The sequence below is a fragment of the Pseudomonas sp. Root329 genome (genome assembly GCF_001424925.1).
Lineage (GTDB): Bacteria > Pseudomonadota > Gammaproteobacteria > Pseudomonadales > Pseudomonadaceae > Aquipseudomonas > Aquipseudomonas arabinosi.
The window spans coordinates 105593-122419 of the sequence record NZ_LMCV01000018.1; the positions used below are offsets into that span (position 1 = coordinate 105593).

Consider the following 16827-nt stretch of genomic DNA (forward strand, 5'->3'; position numbering starts at 1 on the left):
TCGAATCAGCATGAAGCATTTTTTCCCCAGCACCGCCCTAGCCCTATTCATTGGTATCGGTCTGTTGCCGATGTCGACCAATTCGTTTGCAGCCAATAGCTGGGACAAGCTTCAGCCTGATCGTGACGAAGTGATCGCCAGCCTGAACGTCGTCGAGTTGCTCAAGCGCCATCACTACAGCAAGCCGCCGCTCGATGACGCGCGCTCCGTGATCATCTATGACAGCTATCTCAAGCTGCTGGACCCGTCGCGCAGCTACTTCATGGCCAGCGACATTGCCGAATTCGACAAGTGGAAAACCCAGTTTGACGACTTCCTCAAAAGCGGCGACCTGAATGCCGGGTTCACCATCTACAAGCGCTACCTGGACCGCGTCAAAGCGCGTCTGGACTTCGCCCTTGCCGAGTTGAACAAAGGCGTCGACAAGATCGACTTCACCACCAAGGAAACCTTGCTGATCGATCGCAAGGACGCCCCTTGGCTCAAGTCCACCGCAGAACTCGACGAGCTGTGGCGCAAACGCGTCAAGGACGAAGTGCTGCGGATGAAGATCGCCGGCAAAGAGCCCAAGCAGATTCAGGAAACCCTGACCAAGCGCTACAAGAATCAATTGACGCGCCTGGACCAGACCCGTCCGGAAGACATCTTCCAGGCGTACATCAATACCTTCGCCATGTCCTACGACCCGCACACCAACTATCTGTCGCCGGATAATGCGGAGAACTTCGACATCAACATGAGCCTGTCCCTCGAGGGCATCGGCGCCGTGTTGCAGAGCGACAACGACCAGGTGAAAGTCGTGCGTCTGGTGCCTGCAGGCCCGGCCGACAAGACCAAACTCGTCGCACCGGCCGACAAGATCATCGGCGTTGCCCAGGGCAACAAAGAGATGGTCGACGTGGTCGGCTGGCGCCTGGACGAAGTGGTCAAGTTGATCCGTGGGCCGAAAGGCACCGTGGTGCGCCTGGAAGTGATCCCGGCCAGCAATGCGCCGAACGACCAGACCAGCAAGATCGTCCCGATCACCCGCGAAGCGGTGAAGCTTGAAGACCAGGCGGTGAAGAAGTCGGTCCTCAACCTGAAACAGGACGGCAAGGACTACAAGCTCGGCGTCATCGAGATCCCGGCCTTCTACCTGGACTTCAAGGCTTTCCGTGCTGGCGATCCGGACTACAAGAGCACCACTCGCGACGTCAAGAAACTGCTGACCGAGTTGCAGAAAGACAAGGTCGACGGCGTGGTCATCGATCTGCGCAACAACGGCGGCGGTTCCCTGCAGGAAGCCACCGAGCTGACCAGCCTGTTCATCGACAAAGGTCCGACCGTTCTCGTGCGTAATGCCGATGGCCGGGTCGATGTGCTGGAAGATGAGAACCCGGGCGCCTTCTACAAAGGGCCGATGGCGTTGTTGGTCAACCGCTTGTCTGCCTCGGCTTCGGAGATTTTCGCCGGCGCCATGCAGGACTATCACCGCGCGTTGATCATTGGTGGCCAGACCTTCGGTAAAGGCACCGTGCAGACCATTCAGCCGCTGAACCATGGCGAACTGAAACTGACCCTGGCCAAGTTCTACCGGGTTTCCGGCCAGAGCACCCAGCATCAGGGCGTACTGCCGGACATCGATTACCCGTCGATCATCGACACCAAGGAAATCGGCGAAAGCGCACTGCCTGAAGCCATGCCGTGGGACACCATCCGCGCGGCCATCAAGCCTGCGGTCGACCCGTTCAAGCCGTACATTTCGCAGCTCAAATCCGAGCATGACCTACGCTCGGCCAAAGACGCGGAGTTCGTGTTCATCCGCGACAAACTGGCCCTGGCGCAGAAACTGATGGCGGAAAAAACCGTCAGCCTCAATGAAGCCGATCGTCGTGCACAACACGCCGATATCGAAGCCAAGCAACTTGCCATGGAAAACATCCGTCGCAAGGCCAAGGGTGAAGAGCCGCTCAAAGAGCTGAAGAAAGAAGACGAAGACGCGATCGCGGCCGAGCCAGACAAGACCAAACCAGAAGACGATGCCTACCTGAGCGAGACCGGGCGGATTCTGTTGGACTACCTGAAACTCAATACCGCGGTAGCCAAGCACTAGGTTGTTACGAGCAAGGTTGTTACAAGCAAGATGATGGCAATTTAATGCTGACGCTCTCCGGAGCGTCATCATACAGTCATCATTCTGTCGTGAAATAAAGGACTGGGAGCCCCTCTTTATCCAAGAGAGTGCTTCCAGTCCTTTTTTTATCGCCAGAGAAAGCCATGACCACCACAGAACAGCTGAGTGCCTTGAGTTCCATACTGGCTCAAAGCGGTTTGCACAGCTTGTTCCAGCCGATCATTTCCCTCTCTGAGCGACGCATTGTCGGTTACGAAGCCCTCAGTCGCGGCCCCTCCAACAGTCCGCTGCACTCCCCCCTCGCACTGTTTGCCGTGGCCCGTCAGGCCGGACGCCTGAGCGAGCTGGAAATCGCTTGCCGTCAAAGCGCCTGCCGACGCTTCAATGATCAGCAACTGCCCGGCAAACTGTTCCTCAACGTTTCCCCTGAATCCCTGCTCGAAGCCGCCCACCAACCCGGTCGCACCCTGCAACTGCTGCAAGATTTCGGCATACCGCCAAGTCAGGTGGTGATCGAACTGACTGAACAGACCCCGACCGACGATTTCGAGCTGCTGCAAACCGCTCTGCATCACTATCGAGCGATGGGGTTTTCCATTGCTCTGGATGATCTCGGCGCAGGCTATTCGAGTTTGCGGCTGTGGTCTGAATTGCGTCCGGACTACGTGAAGATTGATCGACACTTCATCGACGGCATTCACCAGGACGCCCTCAAGCGCGAATTCGTCGGCTCGATCCTGCAAATCGCCAAGGCCTCACGGGCACAAGTGATCGCAGAAGGTATCGAGTTACCGGAAGAACTCGCGGTGCTGACCGAGATGGGCGTCGATCTGGTTCAGGGTTACCTGCTCTGCCGCCCCCAGGAGCATCCACCTCGTGATGCCCGAGCCCTGATGCCCAAGCACGACAGCTCCGCCTTGGCGCTGAACGATGAAGGCAGCGACCTCAGCGCACTGCTCAACGACCAACCGGCAGTGGGTCGCGATACACCGACCGCCACGGTGCTGGAAGCCTTTCGCCGCCAGGCCAACCTGAACTCCCTGGCGGTACTCGACGAGCAAGGCCAGCCCTGCGGCATCGTCCACCGGCATTCGCTCTCCGATGCACTGCTCAAGCCTTTTGCCACCGACCTGTTCGCCCGCAAGCCGATCAGCCGTTTAATGAGTGATGACTTCCTCGCCGTTGAGATGAGCCAGTCATTGCAACAAGTGAGTCGCCTGATTACCAGCCGCGCGCGGCAGCGCATCGAAGAAGACTTCATCATCACCCTCAACGGCGGTTACCTGGGACTGGGCCGAGTGATCGACGTACTCAAACTGATTACTGAACTGAAGATCCAGCAAGCCCGCTATGCCAACCCGCTGACCCTGCTACCGGGCAACGTGCCGATCCAGCAATGCCTGACGCGACTGCTGCAACAGCAACGGGAATCGGTGATCTGCTACGTGGACATCGACAGTTTCAAACCCTTCAACGACATCTACGGCTACGGCCGTGGGGACGAAGTCCTGCTGTGCCTGGCGCAATGCCTGAATGATCGCGTCGACCCTTCCCGCGACTTTGTCGGCCATATCGGCGGCGATGACTTCCTGCTGGTGCTCGGCCCGGAAGACTGGCGCAAACGCTTGAACCAGTTGCTGGATGACTTCCAGAGCCAATGCCGACGCTTTTATCGCAGCGAACATCTGGAAGCCGGCTGCTTCATTGCTCCAAACCGTCAGGGTGTGCGCCAGGAGTTTGCATTGCTGTCACTGTCGATCGGCGTGGTGCATTTACATCCACAGGCCTGTGGACAACTCGATGCAAGCCAGCTGGCGGAGATGGCATCGCAGGCCAAGCATCACGCGAAGAATGTGCCGGGGTATAGCGTGCATGTGATTGATAGTCTGGCGGTGCCTGAAGCCGAAGAAAAATTACTCGTCGGGCAGCGGTGATTGCTGATCCTGATCGTTCCCACGCTCTGCGCGGGAACGATCATTCAACTCAGATTGAGGGCGGTGCCTCGGAACCGCGAGACGCCAACTCTTTCAGTTTAAGCTCGGCCAGCGGATGCCCAGCCTTCGCAGCAATCTCCCAAAACCGCGCAGCTTCAACCGCATCCGGCGCTTTGCTCGGCGTTCCAGCGAGACTGATCACGCCAACTTGATACGCCGCCTTGCCATCCCCCGCCAACGCCGCCAGGCGCAGCAATCGCACACCTTCCTCACGAGCCCCAAGGCCGACGCCGCGAAAGGTCAGGATGTGGCCATAGAAGCTCTGCGCGCCGACATCTCCCAGGTTCGCCATGCGTGCGAACTGGCCTTCGAGCCAGCTCCAGCCACGGGGCTGACGCACAAACCACGACCAGTGAAACAGCCTACGCGCCAGCCAGTAACTGGCCTTCGCCTTGAGTCGTAGAAACACTCAGGCCTCTGCCGATTCGGGGTATTCGTACTCAAACACCCGCACCACTTCCGAGGCATGCCAGGACGCTGCGGCCACCCCATCGGACGGCCCGGAGAAACGCCCCAGACGCTCGACACACTCAAAGAACCCGGTACGCGGCAGGCGACTGGCGCCCTGGCTGATCACCAGTGAACTGCGCAGTGGCTGCTCGGCCTTGGCGTCCAGCGCGGCCAGATGCTCCAGGGCCGCCGTGAGGGTTAGCATGGCTGGCGTCGGCAATTGCAAACGCTCCAGCAGCGCCCGATAGGTCAAAAGATGTCGCTGGCGGCGTGCCTGATCCAGTTCGCCCAGCAACCCGTCCCAATGTTGACGACTGATGCGTACGCTCACGATTCATCCCTCCACCCTGGCACCGTCAATTCCCAGGCCAGGCTGCGGCGAATCGCAGCGTCGGGTAGACGCTCGCCACTTTCGATCAAGGCCAGATAAGACGGGCTGATGCCTACCGTGCGGGCCAACGCCTCGATGGCGATGCCCTTCCCTTCGCGCAAACTGCGTAGTTGATCCAGACCCGGAAGAATCTGGTCTGGTGTTGCCGCGTGACGCTCTGGGGCGACCTGCGGCGGTTGTTCATTGATGCCTGCTGCTTTTAGTAGAGCCTGATATTGAGCCCATGGCAGAACCGCATACTCGGGCTCTCCTTCGCGTGTAATTATCTGAATATCCATGACTACCCCGTAGGACAACAACACTTAGCGAGTCGGCACTTTTCCCTAGAAGTGTAATCCTAACAGCGGCCAAGGTCGCGGGGGTATCAATCTATGGATGAGACTGAATCAGTTCAGTTTTTTTTCGGCCCCTGAAGTTGAAGTTGTTCCGGGGTATCGGGCAGGCGTTCAACCACTGCAAGCTTTTCCGGCAACTGACGCTTGCGCCAGGCGCGGAAGGCGTTGAGCTCATCGTCGAGAACCTTCATCAGCCAGGCCAGCACCGCGATGTCATCGAGCATGCCGAACACTGGAATGAAGTCCGGAATGGCATCCACCGGACTGAGGAAGTACATCAGGCCTGCCACGACCGATATCAGGGCTTTGGGGCTGATAGCCCGATACTCACCGCGCCAGTAAGCCAGGCAGAGTGCCTGCAACAGGCGTAGATCATCCTTGAGCTTGCCCAGCCGGTTACCCTGGCTGGCACCTTTGCTGGCTACCGCGAAGAGCAAGGTCGGCAAACGTCCACGCGCGAGCAGGCGTCCGGCCAGAGGCAGGAAACGAGCGAAATTCCAGGGTGTTTTCATTATTCCTCCCGCTGAAATGTTATCCACACAAATTGTGGATAACCTTGTGAACAGAGCTGCTTTTCACGGCTGAAAGCCCCGTTTCATAAGGGCCCAACTCAGATCGGGCGTTTTTTACTCACATAAAAAAGCCCAAGATTTCATTGACTTGGCGCTCTGGCGCGGCTAGCGCGGGCGTCCTCAATGGCTATGACTCCAGCCTACAGCATCCGTTCGCTTTGTTTACCTTTGCTGAACGCCAGATGCAACAACGCCCCGCATAAGCGAGGCGTTGTTTTTAGAGCAGACGCTGATTACTTGGCAGGAGCGTCTTGTTTTGCTGGATCCTTGATCGCCAGCAGTTCCAGATCGAATACCAGCACCGAGTTGGCTGGAATCGCCGGGCTTGGGCTTTGGGCGCCATAAGCCAGTTCGCTAGGGATGTACAGTTTGTACTTTTCGCCAACGTGCATCAGTTGCAGGCCTTCGACCCAACCCGGAATCACACCGCTGACCGGCAGATCGATCGGGCTGCCACGCTCGACGGAACTGTCGAAAACAGTGCCGTTGGTCAGGGTGCCGGTGTAGTGAACGGTCACTACGTCGGTCGGCTTAGGCTGTGCGCCATCGGCTTTCTTGACCACTTCATACTGCAGGCCCGAAGCGGTGGTGGTTACACCGGCTTTCTTGGCGTTGTCTTCGAGGAATTTCTTGCCGGCCGCTGCCGACTCTTCGCTCATTTTGGCCATACGCTCTTCAGCACGCTTTTGCAGTGCTGCGAAGGCTTCGACCAGTTCGTCATCCTTCAGCTTCTGTTCTTTCTTGCCGACGGCATCTTCGATGCCTTGGGCTACGGCTTTGGAGTCCAGATCATCCATGCCTTCCTGAGCCAGGCTCTTGCCCATGTTCAGGCCAATCCCGTAGGAAGCTTTTTGCGCCGGGGTTTTCAGCTCTACGCTGGTCTGCGAATCACAACCCGCAAGTACCAGGCTAACCAGGGCCACCGCCGCCGCCAACCGATGCTGTTTCATGCTATTTCCTTGTTCATGCGCCTAAAGGGCAATCGAATAAAGCCGCGAGCTTATCAGGCGGCCACGACCAATGGCTACCGGCATGAGAGCAGGAAACATCTGATAAGTTCAGGTGTTTTAACGCATTTCGGGAATGGGCTGATGAAGCTTCTGTCATCTTGCGCTCACAGAGACCGATGGCAGAACCCCCAGCATCTGGCGTAATGGCCACTTGCCGCACCTCCGATTGCTGAGGCATAAGGGAGCTACAAATCGACAAGGACGTTTATCTTGCGCCTCTTCTTTCGCTTGCTGGTTCTGTTCGCAGTCCTGCTGGGGCTGGGCCTCGCCGTGGTGCTGTATTACGTTGCCAACCCTAAACTGCCGGCCTGGTCACCCATGCAGCAGGTGCATTACCTGGAGCAATGGAGCGCCAGTGACCGCGAGACTTACTACTTCACGCCCCAGGGCACTCAGGTCAAAGGCTTGCGCTATGACTGGTTCAAGGCCCTCGAATTACCGTTCTCGCAACAGCGATTCGCCGCCCCCGAATACCTCGCCCGCTTCGGTTTTCTGATCGACCCCAGCCAGAGACCCACGCCGAACAACCCCGGCAATCTGCCAGTGGGCTTTGCCCGTCATCAGAACCCTGGAAGCCAGGACGAGTTTCTGGACATTACCTGCGCCGCCTGCCACACCGGCGAACTGCGCTTTAACGGCCAGGCCGTGCGCATCGATGGCGGTTCGGCTCAGCACGTTCTGCCATCCAGCGTTCCTACGTTGCGCGGCGGCAGTTTCGGACAAGCGCTGGTAGCGAGTCTGACGTCGACTTACTACAACCCGTGGAAATTCGAACGTTTCGCACGCAACGTATTGGGCCAGGACTACGATGCCCGGCATCAACAACTGCGCAAAGATTTCAAAGTCTCTCTCGACACCTTCTTGAAGGTGGCCTGGAACGACACCCATCGCGGGCTCTATCCCACCGAAGAAGGCCCCGGCCGCACCGACGCTTTCGGGCGCATTGCCAACGCCAGTTTCGGCGATGCGATTTCCCCCGCCAACTACCGTGTAGCCAACGCTCCGGTCGACTATCCGCAACTGTGGGACATGTGGACCTTCGACTGGGTGCAGTGGAACGGTTCGGCGCAGCAACCGATGGCCCGCAACATCGGTGAGGCCTTGGGCGTGGGTGCCACGCTGAATTTCTTCGACGTTAACGGCCAACCGCTTAAAGGCGACGCCCGTTATCCGTCCAGTGTCCGCTTGCGCGATCTGCACCTGATCGAACAAACCCTGCAACGGCTCAAACCACCGGCCTGGCCAGAAGAATTGCTGGGGGCCATCGACAAAACCCAGGCTGCAAAAGGTCGCGAATTATTCACTGAGAACTGCGCCGGCTGCCATGTACCTCGACTGGTCCAGAGCGACGAGCGCTGGACGCAACATTTGAAAATGCTGCCCGTGGAGTTCATCGGCACAGACCCCGGCGCGGCAAATAACATTGCCGACCATCGCTTCGACCTCACAGCCTTGCAATGGGATCCGGCAGAGCTGGCGCAACTGGATGTGCAATTGCAGCCGACGCCCACCGAACCGCTGGATTTGAGCAAGCTCTCATCGGCTAAAGGGTTGGCCTACGTCACCGTTTTCGTCGGAAACCGGGCCTTTCGTGAAGCAAACATTCCTACGGCAGAACGACCGGGCATGGATGGCTTCGGCCTGCCGATTGGCGTGCGCGAATTGCGCGCCTACAAGGCGCGGCCATTGGCGGGAGTCTGGGCCACCGCACCGTTTCTGCATAACGGTTCGGTGCCGAGCATTTATCAGTTGCTCTCGCCCCAGGATGAACGCGTAACCACCTTCTACAAAGGCACTTTCGAGTACGACCCCAGGCACCTGGGTTATCGCACCGAGGCCTTCACCAATGGCTTCATGTTCGACACACGCATCACCGGCAATCACAACAGCGGTCACGAATTTCGGGCAGGCAAGCGTGGCAACGGCGTCATCGGTCGCCTGCTGCAACCAGAAGAGCGCTGGGCGCTGCTGGAGTATCTGAAAGTGTTGGGCGGTCCGTTAGAGGCACAATTGCCATGAGCAGACTCTGGATGCGTTTTGGCGCCTTTCTCGGCAAAACCCTGTTGTGGTCGCTGGGTCTTGGATTGCTCGGCTGGGCGCTGGCCACGGCGTGGTTCGCCTGGCACCACAGCGGCCCGGTTTCGGCTGAAGAACTGATTCCAGATGGCGAATCAGCGATGACCCAAGACATCATCCAGACGGCCGTGCGCATCGTCGATCAGCACCGTGAAAGCACCCGCTACCTGCGCGACGCCCATGCCAAGGCCCATGGCTGCGTGAAGGCCGAGGTTCAGGTGCTGCCGGACCTGGCGGGCGAACTGCGTCAGGGTGTGTTCAGCGAACCCGGCAAAACCTGGCAAGCGACGATGCGGCTGTCCAACGGCAATGCCTACCCGCAGTTCGACAGCATCCGCGATGCACGGGGCATGGCCATCAAGTTGCTCGATGTGCCCGGGAAACAACTGCTGCATGACCAACAGAGTCGTGGTGAACAGGACTTCGTGATGTTCAACCATCCGAATTTCTTCGTCAGCGATGTCGCCGAGTACCGTCAGAATGTGGCCGCACAGGCTGACGGCAAGAAGCTGATGGCGTTCTTTCCGGGTTGGGACCCACGGACCTGGCAGGTTCGCCATCTGTTTATCGCGCTGGCGACACTGTCACCCGCCCCGCAAAGCCCGACCCAGACGACTTACTTTTCGGTTTCGCCCTACAAATTCGGCGAAGCCAATGCCAAGTTCCGTGTCATGCCCGATCCGGCAAGCTGCCCGACTTACACCCTGCCTGCGCAAAACCAGAAGTTGCCGAACTTCCTGCGCAATGCGCTGAACCAGCAACTGTCGACCGACCGGATGCCGGCCTGTTTCGTCCTGCAGATACAACGCCAGGACCCGACCAAGTACATGCCGATCGAAGACACGAGCATTGAGTGGCAGCAAAACGATGCCCTGTTCGAGACCGTCGCGCGGATCAACGTACCCGCCCAGGACTTCGATACACCTGCGCTGAACGTGCAATGCGATAACCAGTCGTTCAACCCGTGGTTTGGCCTTGAGGCTCATCGCCCCATTGGCGGCATCAATCGGTTGCGCAAAGCCGTGTATGAAGCGGTGAGCGATTACCGGCACAGCCGCAACGCCGAACAATAAGAAGGCAGAACGAAAAAAAGCGACCCGAAGGTCGCTTTCTCGGTGGGGCCTCGGCAGAAGCCAAACCCCAGACAGCAAAAAGCCCGCATTAAGCGGGCTTTCTGTGGTGACCTGGCGTTCAGCGTTCCAGGTTACCGAATATGGCGCAGCGGACGGGACTCGAACCCGCGACCCCCGGCGTGACAGGCCGGTATTCTAACCGACTGAACTACCGCTGCGCGTAGCGTTGAAAGTAAGTGGTGGGTGATGACGGGATCGAACCGCCGACATTCTGCTTGTAAGGCAGACGCTCTCCCAGCTGAGCTAATCACCCTTTACCTTCGTTGCGGGGCGCATTGTGCCACAGATTTTCATAACGTGTTGATTTAATTGAGTAATTTTTCAAAAAAATCTGAAAACCCATAAAACGACGCGACCTGCAGGAACAACGTACAAACTTTGGACAGAAAAAAACCCGCGTTAAGCGGGCTTTTCCGTGGTGACCTGGCGTTCAGCGTTCCAGATAACCGAATATGGCGCAGCGGACGGGACTCGAACCCGCGACCCCCGGCGTGACAGGCCGGTATTCTAACCGACTGAACTACCGCTGCGCGTAACACTGGAAGCGAATGGTGGGTGATGACGGGATCGAACCGCCGACATTCTGCTTGTAAGGCAGACGCTCTCCCAGCTGAGCTAATCACCCTTCACTTTCGGTGTGGCGCGCATTCTACGGAGCGACCACATCTCTGGCAAGCACTTTTTAAATTAATTTTTTCAGGCCTTCCAAAGGCTTAGAGAAGGGTTGGCCTATGGCGCTGCGAAGAGAATAATGCCCCCTTTTGTATAAAGGAGAGACTCGCCCCATGTGGTTCAAAAACCTGCTTATCTATCGCCTGACCCAAGATCTGCCTTTTGATGCCGAGGCGTTGGAAACTGCACTGGCCACCAAACTGGCGCGTCCATGTGCAAGCCAGGAGTTGACCACCTACGGTTTCGTCGCGCCATTCGGCAAGGGCGAAGATGCTCCGCTGGCGCACATCAGTGGCGACTTCCTGCTGATCGCCGCCCGTAAAGAAGAACGCATTCTGCCGGGCAGCGTCGTGCGTGACGCGGTGAAGGAAAAGGTCGAAGAGATCGAAGCGGAGCAAATGCGCAAGGTCTACAAAAAGGAACGCGACCAGATCAAGGATGAAATCATCCAGGCCTTCCTGCCACGCGCCTTTATTCGTCGCTCGTCGACTTTCGCTGCCATCGCGCCGAAACAGGGCCTGATCCTGGTGAACTCGGCCAGCCCGAAACGCGCCGAAGACCTGTTGTCCACCCTGCGTGAAGTCATCGGCACGCTGCCGGTACGTCCGCTGACCGTGAAGATGTCCCCTACCGCGACCATGACTGAATGGGTCACCACCCAGAAAGCCGCGGACGATTTCTTCGTGCTGGACGAGTGCGAGCTGCGTGATACCCACGAAGACGGCGGTATCGTGCGTTGCAAGCGCCAGGACCTGACCAGCGAAGAAATCCAGCTGCACCTGAGCACCGGCAAAGTGGTCACTCAGCTATCGCTGGCCTGGCAAGACAAGCTGTCTTTCGTTCTTGACGACAAGATGGTGGTCAAGCGCCTGAAGTTCGAAGACCTGCTGCAAGACCAGGCGGAACAGGACGGTGGCGAAGAAGCCCTCGGCCAACTGGACGCCAGCTTCACCCTGATGATGCTGACCTTCGGCGACTTCCTGCCGGCACTGGTTGAAGCGTTGGGCGGCGAAGAGACTCCGCAAGGAATCTAAAGTCTGGTGATTGCTAATGTGGGAGCGGGCTTGCTCGCGAATAGGGACTGACATTCAACGATGATGTTGACTGACACTCCGCTTTCGCGAGCAAGCCCGCTCCCACATTCGATCTGTGGTGTTACTCAAGAATAAGGATCAGGCCATGCGTGCACTGGCTGCATTGAGTCGTTTTGTCGGCAACACCTTCGCTTACTGGGTACTGATTTTCGCCGTCGTGGCGTTCCTGCAACCGACCTGGTTCATCGGTCTGAAAGGCGCGATCGTGCCGCTGCTGGGGCTGGTGATGTTCGGCATGGGCCTGACCCTCAAACTTGAAGACTTCGCCGAAGTCGCTCGCCATCCATGGCGCGTGGCCTTGGGCGTGGTTGCGCATTTCGTGATCATGCCCGGTGTGGCGTGGTTGCTTTGCCAGGCTTTTCACTTGCCGCCGGAGATCGCTGTCGGCGTCATCCTGGTCGGCTGCTGCCCAAGCGGCACCTCGTCCAACGTGATGACCTGGCTGGCCCGCGGCGATCTGGCGCTGTCGGTGGCCATCGCCGCTGTCACCACCCTCCTCGCCCCGCTGCTGACCCCTGCGCTGATCTGGCTGCTGGCCTCAGCCTGGTTGCCGGTGTCGTTCATGGAGCTGTTCTGGTCGATCCTGCAAGTGGTGCTGTTGCCGATCGTGCTTGGCGTGGTTGCCCAGCGTCTGCTGGGTGATCGGGTTCGCCACGCGGTGGAGGTTCTACCGCTGATCTCGGTGGTCAGCATCGTCATTATTGTCACAGCCGTAGTGGCCGCCAGTCAGGCGAAGATTGCCGAATCCGGCCTGCTGATCATGGCCGTGGTGATGCTGCACAACAGCTTCGGCTATCTGCTGGGTTACTTCACCGGGAGACTGTTCAAGTTGCCACTGGCCCAGCGTAAATCTCTGGCGCTGGAAGTGGGCATGCAGAACTCCGGGTTGGGTGCAGCGCTGGCCAGTGCGCACTTCTCGCCGCTGGCGGCGGTGCCGAGTGCGTTGTTCAGCGTCTGGCACAACATCTCCGGGGCGCTGCTCTCGACCTATTTCCGCCGGATGAGCGAGAAAGAAGATCGGGAAACTGCGGCGCAGCAGGCTATCGACTGATCCGAAAACTTGATCCCCAGGTTAATGATGGGCACTCTATTGCAAAACGCGAGGACGACCTCGCGGCTCGATCGAGTCATTAATCTGGGGACGACCCCGTCAATCGATGGAGGTCTCTCATGTCCTGGATCATTCTGTTTTTCGCCGGCCTGTTCGAAGTTGGCTGGGCCGTCGGCCTGAAATACACCGATGGCTTCAGCCGCCCTCTCCCCACCGCATTGACCGTTGCAGCCATGGCCATCAGCCTTGGCTTGCTGGGCCTTGCCATGAAGGAATTGCCGCTGGGCACGGCCTACGCGATCTGGACGGGTGTCGGTGCAGTCGGGACGGTGATCGCCGGGATCATTCTGTTCGGTGAATCCATGGCGCTGTTCAGGCTCGCCAGTGTGGCGCTGATCATTTCCGGGCTGGTCGGACTGAAGATCAGCGCCTGACTGTTTGCTGCCATTACGAAAAAGCCCGCCCCCCCTTTCGATACAGACAGGGGAGCGGGCTTTTTCAATGGTGTGGATTAACGGATCAACTTTCGGCCAGCTCCCTGCGCTCACGCGCGACCGGGGCCTTTTCCGCATGCTCAAGCTGCATGCAGCGCTCCAGAAACAGGAACATGTAGTCGTAGCTCTTGCAGACGGCCTGACGCAATTCCACTTGCAGGGATTTGCTTGGGTTCATGCCCGCCAGCGTGCAGATGATTTCCAGCGCTTCCCACGGATGGGCATCGTCGTACTGGGCATGCATCTTCAACCACTTCATGGCCCGCTTGCGATCTTCCTCCGGGAACGACGCCGCGTAGACGCCACTGGAACAGACCAGCGCCGACCACTCCCCGGTCGCACCTTCAATGGCGTAGTTGGTGGCGGCAATGGCAACGATCAGCGAATCCGACGAACTGGTGTGCCAGCACCAGTGGCTCAGGGCGTGAAGTTCCGGAGCAACTTGTTGCGCTTGCAGATCTTCCAAGCTGATACCGTGAGCACGGCTCCAGTGCACCCAGTAATCGGCATGGTTCAATTCGACGCGTATGTTACGCATCAGCCAGCGACGCGCCATGTCTTCACCTGGATGGCGGGCAAAGCGAGTCTTGGCCAGGTTCTGTGCCATATATAACGCGAACTGTTCGACTACCGGCCAGCCACCAATCAGGTACTGACGCATGGTCTTTGCACTGAGTTTGTTATCACGCAGACGCTTATACAGTTCGTGTTCGACAACCCGGCGTTTGCTCTCGCTGCAATCCTGGATCAGGCGTTGAGCCCAGGCGGGATAACTTGCAGCTTCCATGAGTGGTCCGGTTCGGTTGAATGTGTCGATCACTGTCGAGCTCCTTTTGATTGTGATTATAAGGATCAGCAAGAGATTTCAACGGAACGTGCCAGGCGCCTTGAATAACAAAGGCTGTGGCCTGGCTGGACGACTTTGTAAACTGTCGCAGGTAAACAAATGCGGGCGTTCAATAACATACCCTTGAGCGTAATCCACCCCGATCTCCAGCAATGCCTGCTCGATCTGGGGTGTTTCAACAAACTCGGCAATCGTACGCTTACCCATAACATGACCGATGTGATTGATCACTTCGACCATCGCGCGGTTAATCGGGTCGTCCAGCATATCCTTTACGAAACTCCCGTCGATCTTCAAGAAGTCTACAGGTAAATGTTTCAAGTAGGCGAATGAGGACATTCCGGCGCAAAAGTCATCCAGTGAAAAGTGGCAACCTAAACCTTTGAGTTCATTAATAAATCTGATTGCACTTCCGAGATTGGAAATAGCACTGGTTTCAGTGATTTCAAAACAAATCATTTCAGGCGGTATGGAGTAAGTAACAAACTGTTCACGCAGGAAGTGCAGAAACGCCTCATCTCCGATAGTTGTGCCTGACAGATTAATCGCACACATGGCCAATGGTCCTTTGCGCTGTTCGGCAATGCATTGGGCAATGATCTTGAAAACGTTCTGCACTACCCAGCGGTCAAGGGACGTCATCAGACCATAACGCTCAGCCGCCGGAATAAAACTGTCGGGCAAAATCATGCGTCCGGCTTCGTCATGCAGGCGCAACAGAATTTCGATATGTCCACCGCCCTTCTCGATATGACCAAGGGGCGCGATTTCCTGTGCGTACAGACAGAAGCGGTCTTCTTCCAGCGCCATGTGCAAGCGCTGCACCCAAGCCATCTCGCCGAAGCGCAGGGACAGTTCCGAATCGTCGGCGTGATAGACCTGAACCCGATTGCGACCCTTTTCCTTGGCCATGTAGCAGGCCATGTCAGCAGCGCGCAGCGAGGCTTCGAGGGTGGTCGGATTCTGAGTAACGTGAACCAGCCCGATACTCACAGTGGTCACGAACGGTCGGCCTTTCCAGACGAAGTGCAGGTTCTGCACGGTCTGACGCAGGCCCTCGGCGATTTTTTCTGCGGCTTCCGGGGCGCAGTTCTCCAGCAGGATGCCAAACTCGTCGCCACCCAGGCGGGCCAGGGTATCGCCTTCGCGCAAACCGGATTGCAACAGAGCGCAGATATGCCGCAGCAACTCGTCACCCGCCGCGTGGCCGCAGGTATCGTTGACCAGTTTGAATTGATCCAGATCGAGGAACATCAGGGCATGGCGCCCCGACTGCCGTGCCAGGATGTGCAGCGCCTGTTCCAGGCGATATTCGAACTCGCGACGGTTGGCGAGCCCGGTCAAGGCGTCATGGGTTGCCTGCCAGGACAGATTGGCAATGTATTGCCGCTCCTGGGTCATGTCGTGCAATACCAGCACGGTACCGCTGACCTTGCCGGCGTTGCGGATCGGCGCACCGACCAGGGTGACCGAAACCGTGCTGCCATCCAGGCGCTGGATCAGTTTGGAGTGTTCGCTGCCACCGCTCAGTTGTCCGCTCAAAATGTGCTCGATCAACGTGAAGCCATCGGCCTGAGCGTTCTCGTCCAGCAGATTGAACAGCGCCGCCAGCGGCAAACCCGTCGCCTGCTCGGCCTTCCAGTGAGTCAACGCCTCGGCGGCCGGGTTCATGTAGGCGATTGCACCGTCGACATTCGTGGTGATCACGCCATCGCCAATCGATTGCAGGGTGATCTGCGCCCGATCCTTCTCCAACTGCAGGGCCTCGGCGAACGCATTGCGGTGTTTGAGCAGTTTGTGAGTTCGCATCAGCGCTAATGCAATCAAGCCCAGGGCGGTGGCGAGGTTGGTCACCAGCAACACCCGCAGGATCATCCGCGAGCCTTCGCCCAAGGCATCGCTGAAGGCCTTCGCTGCCGGTGTCACACTTTCGTTGATGACGAATATCTGATCCTTCCAGCGCTTGATATCGGCATCGGTGGCCTGACGGGTGGTGATGCGCTGATGCATCTCCCGCGCAATGGCATCGAGTTGCACCATATACGCATCGCCCACCATCCAGAGGTCGATGGCTTTCTTGTGGTAAGTGAAGTGCCGAAAATTGAGGTACAGCCAGATCACACTGGAGACGTCATCCGGGTGGTTACCTCCCTTGAGGATCGCCACCCGTGCCGCGTCGATATTCGGCGGCTGATGATCCAGCGCCACACGCAATTCGTGGCCACCCTGAGGCACGGCAATAGCGTTCTGGTATTTGTTGAATATCGTCTCGTCGTGACTGTCGGCGTAGAGATTGAGGTAATAGATGGCGTCTTTTTGGCCTTTGGACCACAGGCTTTCACCGGCAACGTAGCCGCGAACCGCCGACAGAACATATAGGCTGACACCGCCCAGCAAGGCTTGAAATAACACGACGGCAATAAATGGCCAGACAATGCCCAACAACCGTGGTGTTCCGAGAGTCCGCGCTTGATTCATGAAGTCCCTTGTTTTAGCACTGCCAGATCAGCATCCCGACGTGATCGCTACAGCTAGACTAGGGTGCGTTCCAAGTCCCGGCAAGTGATCAACAAAAAACACCCTGCGGTCCCCTCG

At 57.8% G+C, this 16827-nt stretch carries 14 protein-coding genes and 4 tRNA genes; 7 read left to right on the forward strand and 11 right to left on the reverse strand.

What is annotated here, in order from left to right; all coding sequences use genetic code 11:
• Window positions 1–10 precede the first annotated feature (10 nt).
• Window positions 11–2092: a carboxy terminal-processing peptidase gene (locus ASC74_RS16365; RefSeq protein WP_177338863.1), complete on the forward strand. Its 2082-nt coding sequence runs from the start codon at window positions 11–13 to the stop codon at window positions 2090–2092.
• A gap of 164 nt (window positions 2093–2256) precedes the next feature.
• The gene (locus tag ASC74_RS16370; protein ID WP_056742469.1) at window positions 2257–4047 is read left to right on the forward strand and encodes a bifunctional diguanylate cyclase/phosphodiesterase; all 1791 of its coding nucleotides are present in this window, start codon (window positions 2257–2259) and stop codon (window positions 4045–4047) included.
• 49 nt (window positions 4048–4096) lie between these two features.
• Here ASC74_RS16370 and ASC74_RS16375 read toward each other — a convergent pair whose 3' ends face one another.
• The 5 genes from ASC74_RS16375 to ASC74_RS16395 all read right to left on the reverse strand — a co-directional run bounded on the left by ASC74_RS16375 (window position 4097) and on the right by ASC74_RS16395 (window position 6805).
• Window positions 4097–4516, reverse strand: a complete 420-nt coding sequence (locus tag ASC74_RS16375) for a sel1 repeat family protein (protein ID WP_056742471.1) — start codon at window positions 4514–4516, stop codon at window positions 4097–4099.
• Complete coding sequence (locus ASC74_RS16380) at window positions 4517–4888, reverse strand: hypothetical protein (RefSeq protein ID WP_046049139.1); 372 nt, start codon at window positions 4886–4888, stop codon at window positions 4517–4519.
• Window positions 4885–5226 carry a helix-turn-helix domain-containing protein gene (locus ASC74_RS16385; RefSeq protein WP_033059241.1) on the reverse strand — a complete coding sequence of 114 codons (342 nt, stop codon included), beginning with the start codon at window positions 5224–5226 and terminating at the stop codon, window positions 4885–4887. The genes ASC74_RS16380 and ASC74_RS16385 overlap by 4 nt, the downstream gene beginning before the upstream one ends.
• Window positions 5227–5339: 113 nt before the next feature.
• The gene (locus ASC74_RS16390) at window positions 5340–5795 is read right to left on the reverse strand and encodes a YkvA family protein (RefSeq protein WP_056742472.1); all 456 of its coding nucleotides are present in this window, start codon (window positions 5793–5795) and stop codon (window positions 5340–5342) included.
• Between the two features lie 293 nt (window positions 5796–6088).
• Entirely contained in the window at window positions 6089–6805 is a 717-nt protein-coding gene (locus ASC74_RS16395; RefSeq protein ID WP_046049137.1) for an FKBP-type peptidyl-prolyl cis-trans isomerase, read from the reverse strand.
• Between the two features lie 270 nt (window positions 6806–7075).
• Here ASC74_RS16395 and ASC74_RS16400 point away from each other — a divergent pair, with 270 nt between their 5' ends.
• Together ASC74_RS16400 and ASC74_RS16405 are read left to right on the forward strand one after the other, a co-directional pair.
• Window positions 7076–8884 carry a c-type cytochrome gene (locus ASC74_RS16400; RefSeq protein WP_056742474.1) on the forward strand — a complete coding sequence of 603 codons (1809 nt, stop codon included), beginning with the start codon at window positions 7076–7078 and terminating at the stop codon, window positions 8882–8884.
• Window positions 8881–10014, forward strand: coding sequence for a catalase family protein (locus ASC74_RS16405; RefSeq protein WP_056742475.1), 1134 nt, complete (start codon window positions 8881–8883; stop codon window positions 10012–10014). Before ASC74_RS16400 ends, ASC74_RS16405 begins: the two co-directional genes overlap by 4 nt.
• Before the next feature lie 141 nt (window positions 10015–10155).
• Here the strand turns inward: ASC74_RS16405 and ASC74_RS16410 are convergent.
• From ASC74_RS16410 to ASC74_RS16425, 4 genes are all read right to left on the reverse strand, one after another.
• Window positions 10156–10232, reverse strand: a tRNA-Asp gene (locus ASC74_RS16410).
• A 19-nt stretch (window positions 10233–10251) separates the two neighbouring features.
• Window positions 10252–10327 (reverse strand) — tRNA-Val (locus tag ASC74_RS16415).
• Between the two features lie 200 nt (window positions 10328–10527).
• Window positions 10528–10604 (reverse strand) — tRNA-Asp (locus ASC74_RS16420).
• 19 nt (window positions 10605–10623) lie between these two features.
• Window positions 10624–10699: transfer RNA gene (locus ASC74_RS16425), tRNA-Val, on the reverse strand.
• A gap of 160 nt (window positions 10700–10859) precedes the next feature.
• Between ASC74_RS16425 and rdgC the strand changes: the two genes are divergently transcribed.
• The 3 genes from rdgC to sugE all read left to right on the forward strand — a co-directional run bounded on the left by rdgC (window position 10860) and on the right by sugE (window position 13325).
• Entirely contained in the window at window positions 10860–11780 is a 921-nt protein-coding gene (rdgC, locus tag ASC74_RS16430) for a recombination-associated protein RdgC (protein ID WP_046056543.1), read from the forward strand.
• Between the two features lie 145 nt (window positions 11781–11925).
• Window positions 11926–12891 (forward strand): bile acid:sodium symporter family protein, encoded by a 966-nt coding sequence (locus ASC74_RS16435; protein WP_056742477.1) that lies wholly within the window; start codon window positions 11926–11928, stop codon window positions 12889–12891.
• Between the two features lie 119 nt (window positions 12892–13010).
• The gene (gene sugE / locus ASC74_RS16440) at window positions 13011–13325 is read left to right on the forward strand and encodes a quaternary ammonium compound efflux SMR transporter SugE (protein WP_008151200.1); all 315 of its coding nucleotides are present in this window, start codon (window positions 13011–13013) and stop codon (window positions 13323–13325) included.
• An 85-nt stretch (window positions 13326–13410) separates the two neighbouring features.
• Here sugE and ASC74_RS16445 read toward each other — a convergent pair whose 3' ends face one another.
• Window positions 13411–14172, reverse strand: a complete 762-nt coding sequence (locus ASC74_RS16445; RefSeq protein WP_442965787.1) for a TenA family transcriptional regulator — start codon at window positions 14170–14172, stop codon at window positions 13411–13413.
• A 78-nt stretch (window positions 14173–14250) separates the two neighbouring features.
• A complete protein-coding gene (locus ASC74_RS16450; protein WP_056742481.1) occupies window positions 14251–16710 on the reverse strand; it encodes an EAL domain-containing protein in 2460 nt (819 codons plus the stop codon).
• Window positions 16711–16827 lie beyond the last annotated feature (117 nt).